15 protein-coding genes, 7 tRNA genes and 2 rRNA genes are annotated in these 16,885 nt (G+C 45.9%); 13 read left to right on the forward strand and 11 right to left on the reverse strand.

The window, feature by feature from the left end:
• Positions 1-933 precede the first annotated feature (933 nt).
• From RFF05_RS09460 to RFF05_RS09475, 4 genes are all read left to right on the forward strand, one after another.
• Positions 934-1,863 carry a hypothetical protein gene (locus RFF05_RS09460; protein WP_409966869.1) on the forward strand — a complete coding sequence of 310 codons (930 nt, stop codon included), beginning with the start codon at positions 934-936 and terminating at the stop codon, positions 1,861-1,863.
• A 75-nt stretch (positions 1,864-1,938) separates the two neighbouring features.
• The gene (locus RFF05_RS09465) at positions 1,939-2,502 is read left to right on the forward strand and encodes a hypothetical protein (RefSeq protein ID WP_409966870.1); all 564 of its coding nucleotides are present in this window, start codon (positions 1,939-1,941) and stop codon (positions 2,500-2,502) included.
• 13 nt (positions 2,503-2,515) lie between these two features.
• Positions 2,516-2,794, forward strand: a complete 279-nt coding sequence (locus RFF05_RS09470) for a hypothetical protein (protein WP_409966871.1) — start codon at positions 2,516-2,518, stop codon at positions 2,792-2,794.
• 15 nt (positions 2,795-2,809) lie between these two features.
• Positions 2,810-3,742 carry a DUF6273 domain-containing protein gene (locus tag RFF05_RS09475; protein ID WP_409966872.1) on the forward strand — a complete coding sequence of 311 codons (933 nt, stop codon included), beginning with the start codon at positions 2,810-2,812 and terminating at the stop codon, positions 3,740-3,742.
• A gap of 130 nt (positions 3,743-3,872) precedes the next feature.
• Here the strand turns inward: RFF05_RS09475 and RFF05_RS09480 are convergent, their stop codons facing one another.
• The gene (locus RFF05_RS09480; RefSeq protein ID WP_409966873.1) at positions 3,873-4,055 is read right to left on the reverse strand and encodes an antitoxin; all 183 of its coding nucleotides are present in this window, start codon (positions 4,053-4,055) and stop codon (positions 3,873-3,875) included.
• 338 nt (positions 4,056-4,393) lie between these two features.
• Between RFF05_RS09480 and RFF05_RS09485 the strand changes: the two genes are divergently transcribed.
• The 4 genes from RFF05_RS09485 to RFF05_RS09500 are packed head-to-tail and all read left to right on the forward strand — an operon-like array spanning position 4,394 to position 6,590.
• Complete coding sequence (locus RFF05_RS09485; protein ID WP_409966874.1) at positions 4,394-4,600, forward strand: DNA-binding protein; 207 nt, start codon at positions 4,394-4,396, stop codon at positions 4,598-4,600.
• Positions 4,593-6,137 carry an ATP-dependent RecD-like DNA helicase gene (locus RFF05_RS09490; protein WP_409966875.1) on the forward strand — a complete coding sequence of 515 codons (1,545 nt, stop codon included), beginning with the start codon at positions 4,593-4,595 and terminating at the stop codon, positions 6,135-6,137. Before RFF05_RS09485 ends, RFF05_RS09490 begins: the two co-directional genes overlap by 8 nt.
• Entirely contained in the window at positions 6,134-6,412 is a 279-nt protein-coding gene (locus RFF05_RS09495; protein ID WP_409966876.1) for a hypothetical protein, read from the forward strand. Before RFF05_RS09490 ends, RFF05_RS09495 begins: the two co-directional genes overlap by 4 nt.
• Positions 6,413-6,416: 4 nt before the next feature.
• Complete coding sequence (locus RFF05_RS09500) at positions 6,417-6,590, forward strand: hypothetical protein (RefSeq protein WP_409966877.1); 174 nt, start codon at positions 6,417-6,419, stop codon at positions 6,588-6,590.
• A gap of 47 nt (positions 6,591-6,637) precedes the next feature.
• Here RFF05_RS09500 and RFF05_RS09505 read toward each other — a convergent pair whose 3' ends face one another.
• Positions 6,638-8,992, reverse strand: coding sequence for an ATP-binding protein (locus RFF05_RS09505; RefSeq protein ID WP_409966878.1), 2,355 nt, complete (start codon positions 8,990-8,992; stop codon positions 6,638-6,640).
• Positions 8,993-9,154: 162 nt separating this feature from the next.
• Here RFF05_RS09505 and RFF05_RS09510 point away from each other — a divergent pair, with 162 nt between their 5' ends.
• The 5 genes from RFF05_RS09510 (at position 9,155) to RFF05_RS09530 (ending at position 12,725) form a co-directional block, all read left to right on the forward strand.
• The gene (locus RFF05_RS09510; protein WP_409966879.1) at positions 9,155-9,343 is read left to right on the forward strand and encodes a hypothetical protein; all 189 of its coding nucleotides are present in this window, start codon (positions 9,155-9,157) and stop codon (positions 9,341-9,343) included.
• A 1-nt stretch (position 9,344) separates the two neighbouring features.
• Positions 9,345-9,932 carry a replication initiator protein A gene (locus tag RFF05_RS09515; protein ID WP_409966880.1) on the forward strand — a complete coding sequence of 196 codons (588 nt, stop codon included), beginning with the start codon at positions 9,345-9,347 and terminating at the stop codon, positions 9,930-9,932.
• A 69-nt stretch (positions 9,933-10,001) separates the two neighbouring features.
• Positions 10,002-10,676 carry a hypothetical protein gene (locus tag RFF05_RS09520; protein ID WP_409966881.1) on the forward strand — a complete coding sequence of 225 codons (675 nt, stop codon included), beginning with the start codon at positions 10,002-10,004 and terminating at the stop codon, positions 10,674-10,676.
• Positions 10,666-11,394, forward strand: a complete 729-nt coding sequence (locus tag RFF05_RS09525; RefSeq protein ID WP_409966882.1) for an ATP-binding protein — start codon at positions 10,666-10,668, stop codon at positions 11,392-11,394. The genes RFF05_RS09520 and RFF05_RS09525 overlap by 11 nt, the downstream gene beginning before the upstream one ends.
• A gap of 5 nt (positions 11,395-11,399) precedes the next feature.
• Positions 11,400-12,725 (forward strand): tyrosine-type recombinase/integrase, encoded by a 1,326-nt coding sequence (locus tag RFF05_RS09530; protein WP_409966883.1) that lies wholly within the window; start codon positions 11,400-11,402, stop codon positions 12,723-12,725.
• 83 nt (positions 12,726-12,808) lie between these two features.
• On the opposite strand, the gene RFF05_RS09535 is transcribed toward RFF05_RS09530, so the two are convergent.
• The 9 genes from RFF05_RS09535 to RFF05_RS09575 all read right to left on the reverse strand — a co-directional run bounded on the left by RFF05_RS09535 (position 12,809) and on the right by RFF05_RS09575 (position 16,740).
• A tRNA-Thr gene (locus RFF05_RS09535) sits at positions 12,809-12,884 on the reverse strand.
• Positions 12,885-12,887: 3 nt separating this feature from the next.
• A tRNA-Asp gene (locus tag RFF05_RS09540) sits at positions 12,888-12,964 on the reverse strand.
• A gap of 64 nt (positions 12,965-13,028) precedes the next feature.
• A tRNA-Trp gene (locus RFF05_RS09545) sits at positions 13,029-13,104 on the reverse strand.
• Between the two features lie 33 nt (positions 13,105-13,137).
• Positions 13,138-13,214 (reverse strand) — tRNA-Ile (locus tag RFF05_RS09550).
• Between the two features lie 52 nt (positions 13,215-13,266).
• Positions 13,267-13,342 (reverse strand) — tRNA-Asn (locus RFF05_RS09555).
• Between the two features lie 36 nt (positions 13,343-13,378).
• Positions 13,379-13,494: ribosomal RNA gene (gene rrf / locus RFF05_RS09560) — 5S ribosomal RNA — on the reverse strand.
• A gap of 104 nt (positions 13,495-13,598) precedes the next feature.
• Positions 13,599-13,673, reverse strand: a tRNA-Glu gene (locus tag RFF05_RS09565).
• A gap of 67 nt (positions 13,674-13,740) precedes the next feature.
• Positions 13,741-13,816 (reverse strand) — tRNA-Lys (locus RFF05_RS09570).
• An 84-nt stretch (positions 13,817-13,900) separates the two neighbouring features.
• Positions 13,901-16,740, reverse strand: a 23S ribosomal RNA gene (locus RFF05_RS09575).
• Positions 16,741-16,885: the final 145 nt, after the last annotated feature.

Genomic DNA, 16,885 nt, shown 5'->3' on the forward strand with positions numbered 1-16,885 from the left:
ATTGCGAAAACGAACCTATTACCACAAACTATTGCAACTATACCAATAAAATATTTGAAAAATCGTAAAATCCCTCTTGACAAACTGTCGCCTATACCATATAATAATACTTGTAATTGTTCCCTTCCTTCTTCTGGCTCTTGCCAGAGAAATAGTCTCTACCCCACCGCCTTGGTGGAATTGTGCCCGTTTTTTATCTACTACACCCTTGTTTCGATTTGAAGCAAGGGTTTTCATATTTTTGAATAGAACAGTTCAATGCCTCAGGAGATTTGATCAATCTCCTGAGGCATTTTTACATATATACACAAGTTCATCACCGCCAGTGGTGACAATCTAACTCCTAATCGTAGTCCCTTGTCTCAGTCCGAGACCCTTTCCCCAGTGTGGGCAACGTTTTCCGCTTGCGGCGATTTTAGCAGATTTTGAAGCAGATAAACTGTAGCATGGGCAGTAGCCTATGGGTAAAAATGATGCGTCTCTTACCGAGACCCGCTTGATGGTATCGGAGATTATCATCACCCCCTGAATGGGAACGCTAAGTCGCTTGCGACGAGATTTTTGAGTGGGATTTTTGAAGTAAACAAAACACTCCATCGGTGGTCGGGAGTCCCGTCGATGAACCCCGCATTGATTCTTAGGAATCTGGCTCTCAACTACGCACACACCTATGGAACACTCCATGGTAAATGCGAACCTCACAAAGCTTTATTGAGCCTTGTGAACAGGTTATTTTGAACGGCGGTAGCCGGGGAAAATAACCTGTGAAAGGTCAGGGCGCTGCTGGTAATACAGTGTCTTGGCTGGGTTGTACATCCCCACCAGCAATCGCTGGTGCAAAAAAATGTGTTAATTTTGATGTTAACAAGCCTGACCAGAGGCAGGGGTTGCAACAGCCAAATGTTGCAGAATTTAGATTAGGAGTTGATTATAATGGCAAATACAACCTATATTAAGGCACAAATTCGGAAGAATATGCCCAAGGTAAATATCAGGGGCAAGGCACCTAGCACCAACACTTTGACCCAACACTTGAAGCACAGCTCGAAGTACGCTGAATGGGTGAAGGCAAATTACAAGTGTCGTACCTTCGAGGCCTGCGGAACCCACATCCAAGACTACTGCGATTATCTTGTGGCAGAGGGGAAGTCGCCTTCCACTATCCACACCTATGTAGCAGCTTGCTGTTACACTTGGCAGGTTCCTCTGGCGGACATCAAGAAGCCTGCTCGGCATACTCACACCAACACCCGTAGCCGTGGTATCAAGGCGGTAGATAAGCGCTCTGACGCACAGCGGGACGCCTCCCCTCGGCTGTTTGACTTCGCTGAGATGGTGGGGGTACGCCGTCATGAATATCTGGCCATGCGTCAGGATGACGTGATGCGTGACGAATCTGGTGCTCTGTGTGTCTATGTGCGCAAAGGAAAAGGCGGCAAGAAGCAGCTCCAGCGTATTCTGCCCCAGCACGAAGAAGCTGTATTGGCCTACTTCGACGGCTCTAATAACTTTGTTTTTACTAAGGCAGAAATGAAGAACAAGCTCGACCTCCACCATATCCGTGCCGAAGTAGCCCAGAACGCCTATCGGTATTATGAAAACCGCCTCAGTTCTGACGAAAACTATCGTGCTCAGCTCACCGCAGAACTGAAGGCACGTTGGGAACGCTATAACAAGAAGAACCCTTGGGATGACCGCTGTGTCCGCGGCAACTATAACATCCGTGGTGGCAACCGTAAACTGGCCAAGAAGCACGGTCTCCCCACCAGTTATGACCGCCTGATTGTCATGGCAGTCTCGGTGTTCCATCTCAGTCATTGGCGCTGCGATGTGACTGTGGACAACTACCTGTTGGCGTTTTAAGAATAGCGGTGCCCTTAGGTGGTCATTTGGCCATCTAGGGGCGCTTTATTTCTAGTTTTTTAAATTTGAAGTCAAATGCCTACAATTAAACTCTTGACACCACAAATTCAATGTGCTATAGTATACTTACAAATTAAAAACGAGGTGATTAAAATGAGCAACTCCCCTTTCCCTATCATGGCGCATAAAGAAGCTTTTGCCAATATTGATAAAATTGAAAGCATGCTCTCTCAATGGGACTGTGTTTGGGTTGTAAGCGACAATAAACCTGATCATGTAATTATGAAGTTTGACGAGTATGAACGCCTGTACAAAGCAAAGGATGACCTGGAAAGTTTAATCGAAAAGGAGCAGCTTCCCAAATTACTCGGCGCAATTGGAATGCAGTGTTTCATCCAATATTTTCATAACTTTTGGAAAAATCACACCGAAGGAACCAGTCGAACAGATTTTATTAAAGAAGACTACTCTTTAGCATCTAAACGATCTCGCGTATCAAAAGCCAAGAAAATTTTTGCAAAAGGTTGGCAAGGGGATGCGATTATACTCATTATGGAATCTAATCGTGTCAATATCGAAACAAAGTTACAAGCTAAACAACTCCTAGACTTCATGGCGGATACAGAAATTTATAATTAAAGGAGAATGTCATATGATAGAATCTGATTTTCGCATGTTTTTAGAAAATGATCCCAGCATCCAAAGTTACAAAGCAATAAACTCACGCATTAGTAAGGGAAGAACCGTTGAACGCTGTTGTGGTCAATCATTGGATATGATCGTCGCCAATGATACGTTGATGTATGCCTGTTTGTTACTGATTAACCGCAACTTAAATAATAGCAACGGCGCTTACTCCAATGCACTACGAAAATATTATACATTTGCAAATCACAACACTTTCCCTCAGTTGAATGCTATAACTTTTTAATTACGGAGGTTTACAATGAAACATTCGAACCTGTTTATTATTCTGTGTTTGACAATTATATTGCTATCCGCCTGTAGTCAACAAATCACCCCTACTACACAACCTTCAACGCCTGTGGTTGAGTCTAGTACAAGTGTCGAAGATACTACATCACCCAACGACACAATCATAAATACAGAAACCGAAGTGGCTGATGTGGGCGAATATGTTATAGGCGAGACTACTCGATTTGGTGGATATAATTGGATTGTTTTAGATATACGTGACGATAAGGTACTGCTCTTAACGGAGGATATCATATCATTTCAATACGGGAACATTAGCGATACTGCTTATGCAGCTTTGAGTTCTCTTACAGAAGAAACCATGCCTTTCATTACATTGAATGATTTTGAAGATTTCTCTTCTAATAACCCCAAATTTGATGGCCTTTACAATACATTTACAACATACAAAGATGAAAACCCAGATATCTTTACCAACGAAACATGGGGCGAATCATGGGAAGATTGTTCTTTGCGTGCATGGCTGAATAACGGAATGGGTTTCACCGATAATGAATGGGATCAAATTGTTGAAACAGAAATCGTTGATGCAACAGACGGCGGATCAAATACTAGCGATAAGGTTTTTTTGCTAGATTATGATTCTGTACAAAAATATTTCCCCCAAAATGATACACGAGGAGCCACAAGTATTGCTTCCGATGAAGATTTATTGGTATTTCTGCAACACGGGGCACTGATGGGAACCTTGACTGGAAAGATTTCACAATGGGCGTTGTCGAGCCGAGATGATGGCGTGTTTTATTGGTGGGTTAGGGGCTCTAGCCCTGAAGATTCTTATTTAGAACCTATGTCAACCGATGAACAACTTCGCTCAATGGCCTCTGCATCAACCAGGCCTCTTGGTGTGCGACCAGCAATTTGGCTTTCCATTGAAGGTTAATATAATGTTTTGTCCACCAATGGAAAATTAGGGTCGCTATTAAGATTTCCTTCACTATAACCATGTCAATCAACTAAAAATCAAACCGGGGAAGCAGTGGTACACAGTTGCTTCCCCGGTTTAATTGTATTCATTTGTCTTGCTCCATGGCTTCGTCAACTAAACGATTGAGGAGCGCACTAAGGGACTCGCCTTTGGATGTGGCATAGTTTTGAATTTCTTCTTTGCGCTCTTTGGTCACACGAAATCTGAGCTCTACATATTTTGCATTCCACTTGTCTCTTGCTTTTTTTTGCGCATCACTTGTTGCCATACGGTGTCACCTCAGTTGATTATTTATATACATTTAATATACGAGTGCGTATAAGTTTGTGTATTATGTCAATAGATATACGCGCGCGTGTTTGCTATACTACATACATGAACTAAAACAACGGCAGTGTAAGAGGGTTGCACCCCTCCTACACCTGCGCAGGTGCTTATACCACCTACACAACGGATGAATCCGCACCATGGGGATAGTATACCCTTTTTTGCCTCAGATGGCAAGAGGAACCCTCTAAAAGTGCGTTTTTATTGGTCATTTGACACCGTGTAGGCTTTGCCCTGCACGGTGTTTTTGTTCTCCACATTATAAAAGGAGACAGACCAATGAACAACAAAGAATTTCTCAATGTCCACGACGTGGCGACCTACATGGGGGTATCAATCCCACAGGCCTACAAGGTCATGCAACGGCTCAACCGTGAGCTGAGCGAGCAGGGCTATCTTACTATCGCAGGCAAAATCAGCCGTCCCTATTTGGAACAACGTGTGCGAGGCACCGCCCCTCAAAGTCAGGAGGTGTCCCATGGCTAAGATTGCGTATCACCGCCCCAAACGTGGCGATTATATCCTCGATGCCATCGACAAAATGATGAAGGGCGGCGACAGTTTTGTGTATGAGGATGCGCTCTTTCAGCGTGCTCAAAATCAACGTCAAAAGTTGAGTCGAAATGGCTTTGAACTGGACTTGGCATGCCTGTTTCAAGCAGGCAAGCTGTACTGTGTTGGACGACGAATTTATCATCAACGCACCTTGAATTATGAGCAGGCAACTGCCACCAAATTGGCGGAGCTGTTGCTTGAAAATGACCTTCCATCGCCTCCGTTACCTGACCCTTTGACCGTCCGTGGCATCACGCTGGATGACAGCCAACGACGTGCTGTTTCCATGGCACTGAGCCATCGTCTTTCAATCATTTTAGGCGGTGCAGGGTCGGGTAAAACCACCCTTTTGCGTGCCATTGCAGAGCGTTGTACTGGGGGTGGAAGCATGGTGCTGTGTGCGCCCACGGGCAAGGCTGCTTGCAACTTGACAGAGCGCACTGCCATCCAAGCGCGCACCGTTCACAGCGCCTTGAGTAAGGCTCCTGACGAGGACTTTTTGAAGCCTGTGGACTGGAGTTCTGTCCGTTTGGTGCTGGTGGACGAAGCGTCCATGATGACCCTAGAATTGCTGACTGGCATCCTCCATGTGGTGAAAAAAGAGTGCCGTGTGGTGCTGGTGGGCGACCCCAATCAACTACTCTCTGTGGGCGCAGGAAACGTCCTGCCAGACCTATTGCAACTGGGTGTGCCACGCACCATTTTGGAAGGCTGTCACCGACAAGATGATGGCGCTGTGGCGCTGAAATCCAACGTGGTTGACTTCAAGAATTGTGCCATGATTGAGGACTTAAAGCAAGACGATTCGTTCCAATTCATCCCCCTGTTTAGTGAAGCAGAAATTCAAAAATTCGTAACCCAAGAAGGTGCCAAACGCTATCTCAACGGTGAGAATTTTCAGGTGCTTTCTCCTCGCAATTTCGGCCATCCACTGTCGGTGGAGAAGCTGAACTTGGTGCTTCGGAAGTTGGTCAACCCAGCGAAAAAAGATACGCTCAGTTTGGTTTGTCGAGGTCGAAGATTTTTCACAGGTGACCGTGTGATGGTGACGAAAAACGACTGGGACCGCAAGGTTTGCAACGGTCATATTGGCACCTTTGGGGTGTGCTCTGTGGACGAAGAAGCACCTGTTTATGGGGTGGCAACCGACCACGCTGTGGCCATGTGGGAGGGGTGGTCAGGCATTGAAAATTTGACCCATGCCTACGCCATTACCATCCACAAATCGCAGGGTAGCGAGTACGATACGGTGATTATTCCAGTGCATAAAAACTTGGGAAAATTCATGTACAGAAACTTACTTTACACCGCTATCTCTAGAGCAAAACAGAAGGTGATTTTGGTGGGTGACCCCGACGCTCTGGCGCAAGCTCTACGCACGCCGACGCCCGAGAGAAAGTCAGTTCTGGTGGCGCAGACCAACATGAAAATTTACCAAGCAAGCCAAGCGAAGGAGGAGATTGCATGAAAGATTTATGGACGGAATTTGTTGAGGGCTGCGTGGAGCACCACGACCGAACGTATCGTGAAACGGAAGCCTTTCGCTACCGTCACGAGGTGGAATTGCAGATGGACGACTTGCTACACAACAGCTTGACCCGTAGCCAAAAAGTCATGGTTGACGAGGTGCTGTTCGCCCAGTCATCCGCCCAAGGAGACGACTGCGAACGGCTCTATCAGCAGGGCATGAAGGACGCCGTCTGGCTCTTGAAAAAGCTAGGCCTATTAGGATTGGAGGTGTGAGAAAATGAGCGAGAATTTAACCGTAACCTTGTCCCTGTATGATTGGGAATTGGAAGCATTCAACACCCTCTGCGAAGAGCATGGCTGCTTCCCCAGCGACGCCTTGCGAGGCTTCGCAAAGTGGTGCGCAGAAGACCCCGAACGGGCGAAAGAGTGGCTGACGGACGAGATGGTTTGAGGGCAAATATAACGCCCAGAAGCGCATTGCCTCTGGGCGTTATATATTTAAACTGCAGATATCCCTACTGTCAATTGTGCTTCGAGTTTCTTCACCTCTAGATACTCAAAACTTTCTTGCAGATGATGTTCATCTCCATACGTCAATGCCTGTTTTATATATTTCAAAGCTTTTTCTTGTTTATATCCAGGAACGCTCAGCCCAATGTTTGCATAGGCAAGGCCGAGTTTAAGCCAATTAACCTTCCTTGCATTCCAGCCCATTCGTATAATATCCCAAACTTTCTCTAATAGCGCCACTATATTGTGATACCTTGAATAAAGCTCACTGTATTTTGACATTGAACAAATGGCTTCTTCTGCAAGGTGCGGATGTCTTTCGCACATATCCCCCAATCCCATCATTGCATCCTCTAACAAGGCCGTTGCATATTCCTCATCTGTTTTCCAGCACATCTGCGCCAAAGCAAGATTGCATTGAACCCATAACATGCTTTGTTTGGCCAGACAACTACCTTCCCCTTGACGCTGTTCTCTTGCCGACTCAAGCAACAATTGCCCTTGACACTGTTCTCTTGCCGACTCAAGCAACAATTGCCCTTGCCCTATATCGACAGGATCTTTTCCGTCTTTCCAAAACAACATGCCGTACATGTAAGTTTGATGAATTTCTTTGATATTAGGATCCATTTCATCTGGCAACTCAGCATAGCACTTACAGATGGCTCTAGCATATGTTACAAGCCCATAATCCATTGTAGCCATAAATGCTTTTCGCAAAAAAACGCCAGCATTCAGAACCTCCCATTGACGCATGCGAACTGCTATGCTCATTAGATTTTGCGCCCACAAACCTCTAGGTTGCTCCACTTCTTCCAAAACACCCTTTAATTCTTGGTCAAAGCCACCAGATGCAGGCTGGTATTTCTCCAAAAAAATATCTCGCAATAACGGTGCCATAAATACCGACTCATCCACCTCTATCAACAGCCCTTTGTCGATCAATTTATTAACACCAATCAATTTGTTATTTGCCATATCGCCCCAGGTTCGAACAGAACGTTTTAACACCCCATAGCTAGAAAGCATCGAAAACATTTGTATCATCCGTTTTTCTTCAATCCCAAACTTGTATTTTTCAAAAAGCCATGACAAATGCTCTTTTATGCTAGTCTCCGTCTGACCAAGAAAGATAGCTTGCGGATCCCCTGGCACTGCGCTCTGCCTTTTTTGCAAATCATTAAGCAACTTTTCTACACGTTCACCAGTCACCCGCACCCATTTCCCCATTAATTCCACAACCAATGTATTATAATGAACTAACTTTACCAGTTTTCGTATTTTTTCTGGATTTTTAATAGCTTTTACACCTATATCAGATGTTCTCGTAATCCTGTGTCTACTATTGTTGAATACTTCTAAAAGTTCATCTTCGCTCAATTCCGTTACCACAATATTTAGAAATCTCTCTCGCAGCCACTCATCTCTAGATGTAATCAATTTTCTGCAACCGCACTGGCAAAAATCCTCAAAATCTTTATCGGCTCGATCTAATCCATCCGCATTGTCCAAGACCACCAAAAGATCTTTCCCTAAAGCGTTTAGCAACTGCATTGCATGTGCAAACTTTTCATCTTCCGTAGCCTCGTTTGCCACTGTTATGCACTTCGCTTGCAACAACGTAAGGCGGATGCTCCCTTCGTACCTTAACCACAAAACATTTCCTTTTGTCCATACGTTTTCAACATATGCTTCTGCCAGTTTACTCTTCCCAATCCCCGGCAATCCACTTAGAACAATGCAATCTTTTTCCTTCAAGCTTTGGGTAATTTGATTTAACATATCATTTCGTCCAACCAAACGGGTTGCAGTAGTTATAGGAACAAGTCGCCGCCCAAAATATGACTGCACACTTTTTTCAATATCCTTGCGTTCAATATTATTGCGCGATACAGACTCTACAATAAGGCGCCAAAGAACCGCTTCTTCTTTTTTCATATCGTAATTATAATCGTCGGTACTATAATCACTCCCACATATTAAGTCAGCTTCTTTTTTATAAATAATTCCTCGTACAACCTGCTCATAAACAAGTCCTCGTAGCTTTTCTATAACTTGTGATGTTTCCCCTACGTCGATTAACTTCCCAAGTTTCTTACTGCGATTTTGACATTCTCTTCCTGTCAAGTTCAGCAATTCAAGTTTCAATGCCTTCCCTAAATCCTGCTTCCTATTAAATAAGCGGGAAGCGAACTCCTTTGTGACCTGCGTTTTCTCTCCAGCCTCGCCGCTTAACTCTGAATTATTATCTACCCCCAAAATAGCACACAAAATTTCTTCTTGGTTTCCTGTACTATGCTCTTTCAGTATTTGCAACACTGCACCAAACGAATATGTTTTCATTATTGCCCCTCCTTTTGTGTTAACAATTAATTCATATTACATAAAATGTCACTGCAACTCCGATACAACTACAAATTTGAGTAAATGTGAGAAAATATCATCAGAAATCAGTGGCCACTGCTTTTTATCTATTATAACACAAATTTATCAGGAGAATCAAAAATGAACAACACTCTTTTGACCATCAGCGACACCCAGCGCCAGTTGGCCCTCGATGGCATCGCCATCTCTACCTTCACGCTTCGCCGTTGGGCTCGCGAGGGCACTATTCCTGCATTTTTTAGCGGAAATAAGATCTTTCTCCACTACCCCACCGTCTTGGCGGTCCTGACCAATGGAACGGCGGTGTAAAATGGAAGAAAAAGACATTGACGGATATATCAAAATTCCCAAACGCTTGATCTATGGAATGAATTCCCAAATCCTTTCTTGCGAAGCCCTCGTTTTATACGGTTGCATGGCTGATCGCCACTCTTTGTCTGAAAAAAATCCATTTTTTCATGATGCCGACGGCGAGGTGTTCATTTATTTTACAAATGAATACGGTCAAAAAACCATCCGCCGCAAAGAAAATAAAACAAGTGATACCTATAAAGAATTGGAAAACGCAGGCCTGATCTCTCGCAAGCGGCAAGGTCTAGGAGACCCCAATAAGATTTATGTGAAACTTCCCTTTCCTGCCCACTCTAAAAAAGGCACCGCTTCCACCCAAAACAAGGGCGATAACCTTGAAAAATGCGGCGCCAAAGACGGGTTTGACCCGAATGCAGCCCCTCCTAAAAACCAATCTATTAAACCTGACCCTAGTAAAACTGATTATAATCTTCTTAACGAAACTACTACGCCGCAGAAAAAAGCTTTTTTCGAAAAAACGCAAGCGCCTGCCCCTAGCATGGTGGAAGCCGTCAAAAATCTACACCAGCACCGTCAAAACCGCTAACCCCCAACAATAGAGGGGTGGCATCCCACCCCTCTGCTGAGAATCTAACCTACATAAAGGAGGCTCCAAATGCCTAGTCAATCTCCAGCCATCCTCCCCTACCCCTTTGATCCCTACCCTACCAATGCGGGCTTTCCCTATCGCCTAGCCGCCGACCTATGTAATGAGATCATCTGTGAACAGAGCGCTCCCCCCTCTGTCAAAGGCCTCTTCATTTATGGAGACCCCAGCTATGGCAAAACCAATTTGCTTTTGGGTATCCAGGCAGCGCTAAAATCTAACAATATTTCAACTATTTATATCAAAGATGAAGATTTTTTCAAGCAATTGTTCCAATCATACCACTCTCATACAAACTATCTAGAAGAAGATTTGCTGACTTTTCAAACAGCGCCCGTCTTACTTTTTGATGATTTTGGAAAAAGCCTTGCTTATACACGCGAATCTAACTCAAATCCCAGTAAAAACAAGTGGATATCTAATTTAGAGGAACGCCTACGTCTACTCCACGATCTCCTTGCATTCCGTTTGAAATATTCGTTAACTACCTTTATTGCTAGCGATTGCGTCCAGCCAGATTTCGGGAAATTTGAAGCGGAATTTCTCTCACCAAGTCCCAACAGCAATTCCTCAGCTAAGGCCATTTGCAACATTCTTCAATGTATCACGTATCCCTGCTATTTATATACTCCACACGCCGACCTATCTCTTAAACATACAGGAGGATCCGATTTTGATCAATAGATACGCACACCCCCCCTATCGCAAAAAGCGGCTGTCGAAGTCTGTACGTCAAACAAAACATGCCAACGCCGGCTTACCAGAAACCGCATATGATCATACATTCAAGAATAGCGCGACTTCATTTAACGCTGAGCGTGCATTCAAAAGTTCGTCACAATATTGCTCGCATTATGCCGCCTGTCGTTTTCGGAGCATAAATCTTATTATTCGCGGACCTCGACACTCTGGAAAAACATATTTGCTTCATTGCATTGCCAACGATTTCATCAGCTATGATATCCCTGTTTTATTCGTTGATGAATCTGACCTTTTAGAGAAACTTTTCTTTGCAAAAACAAGCCCCACCACATTTTTAGAGATTGAACTGATGCGCTATAAAACAGCACAAGTTTTAATTTTAGATAATCTCGGTTCAAGTCTCCACTACGCTCAGCGTGACGAGGACATTAATAACCCCAGGAACTGGAGAACAGATGTTTATAAAAGAATTTCCATTCTAGGGGAACTTTTTGCCTTCCGTAAAAAATATAATCTACCAACCATTGTTTCCACTGAACTTTTACATTTCAACAGCTTCTATTCAGATCCACCTAAATCTCCCATCGATGCAGCCATCGAAAATTCAATCGTTCGCCCTCTGCGTATCTTCGCAGAACAATGTGAATTGTGGGAACGTTCACCAGAAAATACATCTACAACCCCCAATAAGAAAGGATAATCCCCATGGCAAGTATCCGCAAACGTGGAAATAACTTTACCATCACCATCAGTCTCGGACGTGGTGGTGATGGTAAACAACTCTTAAAGCACACTACCTTTACCCCCGATCCTTCCCTGACCCCTAAGCAGAAAGAAAAGGCGGCTACCGCCTATGCCATCCAATTGGAAAACCAGTTTCGCACTGGCCAAATTTTAACTGATAGCAAAATCACAGTCACCGCTTTTTGTGAGCAGTGGTTGGCAAACCATGCGCTCCCACAAATGACCACTGGTACTTATGAAAAAACCGACCGCATCATACAACAGCAAATCATCCCCCACTTGGGGCATATTCGCCTGAGCGATTTGCGCAAATTGGCCATTGTCCAATGGATGAATCAATTATCCTCCGACACTTGTGTTCGCTATGATGACAAAACTGGTGCCTATGCCAAATCCACCATCCAACGGTACTTCGGCGTCCTCCACAGCCTGCTTCAAACAGCTGTAGACTGGGAGTTGATTGCCACCAACCCTAGTAATGCTGTCAAGCTTCCCAAGGACCACAGTGCCAATGCAAATGAGGACATTGAATGTCTCAGCTTCGAGGATGTTACCGACCTGCTCACATTCATGCAGATGCCCTATCGGGTCACCGTCAGCGGCCACACACGCACTGATGACACTGGTCTCACTTATCAGGTGCCTAACTACACTTTGAAACATAATTTTGCACTGCAAGATAAGCTTTTGATTCATTTGGCCATTGACACTGGTATGCGCAAGCAAGAAATTCTGGCCTTAACATGGAAAGTCATTGATTTTCACAAAAACACCATTCAAGTAAAGCAAGCTGTCAGTAAAGTCAAAGGCAAGGAAGTCATCAAAGCACTGAAAAACAAGCATTCCAAGCGAACCATGACCATTAGCGAAGAAAGTATATCCCTTTTACAGGCCTGGCGCGCAGAGCAGGTGCATTGTCGCAAAACCCTTGGCTCCACCTATAACGCAGATGATTGGGTCTTTATTCGTCCAACAGGAGAGCGCCTGGGCTATTCCACCCCATATCAGGTTTTGAAAAAAGTCCTTCGCCACTACAACTCTGCCAATCCAGAAACACCTCTGCCCACTGTCAGTTTCCACGCCTTGCGACATACCTGCGCCACATTGTTGTTGGCCAGCGGTATCGACATTCGGGAGGTTGCCGCCCGTCTAGGACATGCTGAAACCTCCACAGCGCTGAACATCTACATCCACTCACTACCATCTTCCGACAAAGCAGCGGCCAACAAAATGAACGCCATCTTGGCACTGCCCAATCCGTCAAATGACAAACAGCCTTCTTGTTAGACAAATGTTAGACAAATCCACTTTTTCACAGAGATAGGCAAAAAGAAAAAACCCTGCAACCACTACGGTTACAGGGTTTTTCGTGGAGCTGCTGACCGGATTTGAACCGGTGACCTCATCCTTACCAAGGATGCGCTCTACCAACTGAGCTACAGTAGCAAATGGCGACCCGGAACGGGCTCGAACCGTCGACCTCCAGCGTGACAGGCTGGCGTTCTAACCGACTGAACTACCGGGCCACATTTAAGTGGCTCTTTGCAAGAGACATTATATCAAAAACAACTTTCGTTGTCAAGATGTTTATGGCAGGGGCAGAAGGAATCGAACCCTCGACACGCGGTTTTGGAGACCGCTGCTCTACCAGCTGAGCTATACCCCTATATCGCAAGAAGGACGCCTGGCGATCACCATATGGTAGGCCTTCGGGGACTCGAACCCGGGACCGACCGGTTATGAGCCGGCTGCTCTAACCAACTGAGCTAAAGGCCCTTACTATTGAAAAAAATGAATGCCGCCACCAATGTGGCGGCATTCCATTTCTTGGCTCCCCCTGTTGGACTCGAACCAACGACAACGCGGTTAACAGCCGCGTGCTCTACCAACTGAGCTAAGGAGGAATATCCAGGCCTTAACCCATAGAGGCCAAGGCCTTGTGTGAGCGCTATCTATCTTCCCAGGCCGTCGCCAGCCAAGTATTGTGGACAGAAATGAGCTTAACTACTGTGTTCGGAATGGGAACAGGTGGACCCTCATCCTAATAAGCACTCACTATGTTTCACTCGGAACTACTTCCGAAAAACAAACGTATTATAACATTTTCAAGGGATATTGTCAAGAGTTTTTTTGCATTTCTACACAACTCATAGGGACTTTTGGTGACCCGTAGGAGAGTCGAACTCCTGATTGCGCCGTGAGAGGGCGCCGTCTTGACCACTTGACCAACGGGCCATGTCTTTAACTCTTAGCTCCGTAGTCCTGGTGCATTTCGCATGAAATACACCAGAATTACTTCACTTGGTGCACCTTCACGGATTCGAACCGGGGACCCACTGATTAAGAGTCAGTTGCTCTACCAACTGAGCTAAAGGTGCGGATCAATTTGAAGAATTATACCTTCAAAACCGAACATCGTATCATTTTTGTTTCTTGAATAAGGCTATTGCCTGCATATATTGTAGGTCAAGCCCTCGGACTATTAGTACTAGTCAGCTACATGCATTACTGCACTTCCACCTCTAGCCTATCAACCAGGTAGTCTTCCTGGGTCCTTACTCCATAAAGGATGAGAGATCTAATCTTGAAGGGAGTTTCACGCTTAGATGCCTTCAGCGTTTATCTCGTCCGTACGTAGCTACCCAGCTATGCCCTTGGCAGAACAACTGGTGCACCAGAGGTACGTCCAACCCGGTCCTCTCGTACTAAGGTCAGCTCTCCTCAAATCTCTTACGCCCGCAACAGATAGGGACCGAACTGTCTCACGACGTTCTGAACCCAGCTCGCGTGCCACTTTAATCGGCGAACAGCCGAACCCTTGGGACCGAATACAGCCCCAGGATGTGACGAGCCGACATCGAGGTGCCAAACCTCCCCGTCGCTGTGGACGCTTGGGGGAGATCAGCCTGTTATCCCCAGGGTAGCTTTTATCCGTTGAGCGATGGCACTTCCACTTGCATACCACCGGATCACTAACTCCAACTTTCGTTACTGCTCGACCTGTCAGTCTCGCAGTTAGGCTCGTTTATGCGTTTACACTCAATGCACGATTTCCGTCCGTGCTGAACGAACCTTTGAGCGCCTCCGTTACATTTTAGGAGGCGACCGCCCCAGTCAAACTGCCCGCCTAACAGTGTCCCCGACCGGATTCACGGCCGCAGGTTAGAAAATCAGTAATTCAAGAGTGGTATCCCACCAGCGACTCCATTTAACCTGACGGCTAAACTTCTCAGTCTCCCACCTATCCTGTACATGAATCACCAATTTCCAGTATTAAGCTGCAGTAAAGCTCCATGGGGTCTTTCCGTCTAGTTGCGGGTAACTGGCATCTTCACCAGTACTACAATTTCGCCGGGCGGGCTGTTGAGACAGTGCCCAAATCATTACGCCTTTCGTGCGGGTCAGAACTTACCTGACAAGGAATTTCGCTACCTTAGGACCGTTATAGTTACGGCCGCCGTTTACCGGGGCTTCAATTCAAACCTTCGCTTGCGCTAAGCTCTCCTCTTAACCTTCCGGCACCGGGCAGGCGTCAGCCCATATACGTCATCTTTCGATTTAGCATAGACCTGTGTTTTTGGTAAACAGTTGCTTGGGCCTATTCACTGCGGCCTCTTTCGAGGCTCCCCTTATTCCGAAGTTACGGGGTCAATTTGCCGAGTTCCTTAACAACCCTTCTCCCGTTGGCCTTAGGATTCTCTCCTCATCTACCTGTGTCGGTTTGCGGTACGGGCACCTTAGCATACACCAGAGCTTTTCTCGCCTCCATATTCATCGACTTCCCTACTATATTTCGGTCCCTTACGCCCAGCGCAACCAACGGCTGGGTTCGACTAGTCTGAAGTGTCCTTCTGGTTTAAGTGTTCGGTGGCGACGGAATTTCTACCGTCTGTGCATCGACTACGCCTTTCGGCCTCGCCTTAGCTCCCGGCTTACCTTGGGCGGACGAACCTTCCCCAAGAAACCTTAGATTTTCGGCCATTATGATTCCCACATAATTCTCGCTACTCATTCCGGCATTCTCACTTCTGTACAGTCCACCGCTGCTTACGCTACGACTTCACCCCGTACAGAACGCTCCCCTACCACTACACTTACGTGCAATCCTAAGCTTCGGTTATACACTTAGCCCCGTTACATTTTCCGCGCAGAATCACTCGACCAGTGAGCTATTACGCACTCTTTTAATGTATGGCTGCTTCTAAGCCAACATCCTGGTTGTTTTCGCAACTCCACATCGTTTTCCACTTAGTGTATATTTGGGACCTTAGCTGTAGGTCTGGGCTGTTTCCCTTTTGACAATGAAACTTATCTCACACTGTCTGACTGCCAACCATCAATTATCCGGCATTCGGAGTTTGATAGAGTTCAGTAAGCTTATCGCCCCCTAGCTCATTCAGTGCTCTACCTCCGGTAATCTAAGTTAACGCTAGCCCTAAAGCTATTTCGGGGAGAACCAGCTATCTCCGAGTTCGATTGGAATTTCACCGCTACCCACAAGTCATCCGCCACCATTGCAACGGGGGTCGGTTCGGTCCTCCATGGCATTTCACTGCCACTTCAACCTGCTCATGGGTAGGTCACCCGGTTTCGGGTCTATAGCAACTAACTTCATACGCCCTATTCAGACTCGCTCTCGCTACGGCTCCGCTACTTAATAGCTTAACCTTGCTAGTTACCATAACTCGCCGGACCGTTCTACAAAAAGTACGCCATCACCCATTAACGGGCTTTGACTGCTTGTAAGCACAAGGTTTCAGGTTCTTTTTCACTCCCCTTCCGGGGTCCTTTTCACCTTTCCCTCACGGTACTGCTTCTCTATCGGTCACTGAGTAGTATTTAGGCTTGGAGGGTGGTCCCCCCATATTCCCACCGGGTTTCACGTGTCCGGCGGTACTCTGGATACTGACTAATTAACATCGGTTTTCGGATACGGGTCTCTCACCCTCTGTGGATGGCCTTCCCATGCCATTCTCCTAACCTAGTTAACCGTTATGTCAGTCCAAACCCCAGTGAATAAATCCACTGGTTTGGCCTCTTCCGCGTTCGCTCGCCACTACTTACGGAATCTCTGTTGATGTCTTTTCCTCGTCCTACTTAGATGTTTCAGTTCAGACGGTTCCCCACGTACACCTATTTTATTCAATGCACGTTACATGGATATTGTCCATGTGGGTTTCCCCATTCGGAAATCTGCGGATCAAAGGATATTTGCTCCTACCCGCAGCTTATCGCAGCTTATCGCGTCCTTCATCGGCTCTCAGTGCCAAGGCATTCCCCTTGCGCTCTTTTTAGCTTGACCAATCGAAAACTAAGCTGATATCTCAGTTAGATTTCGTTCTTTCGAATTATGCAGGCAATCAAAAAGTTTTTTGTTTGAAGTTTTTTTACTTTCGTAAATCCGCTTCCGTTGAAATTGTAATGTGTTACCCTCATCTTTTCAGATG

It is taken from the genome of Bengtsoniella intestinalis (assembly GCF_039719005.1).
Taxonomy (GTDB): domain Bacteria; phylum Bacillota; class Clostridia; order Oscillospirales; family Oscillospiraceae; genus Oscillibacter; species Oscillibacter intestinalis.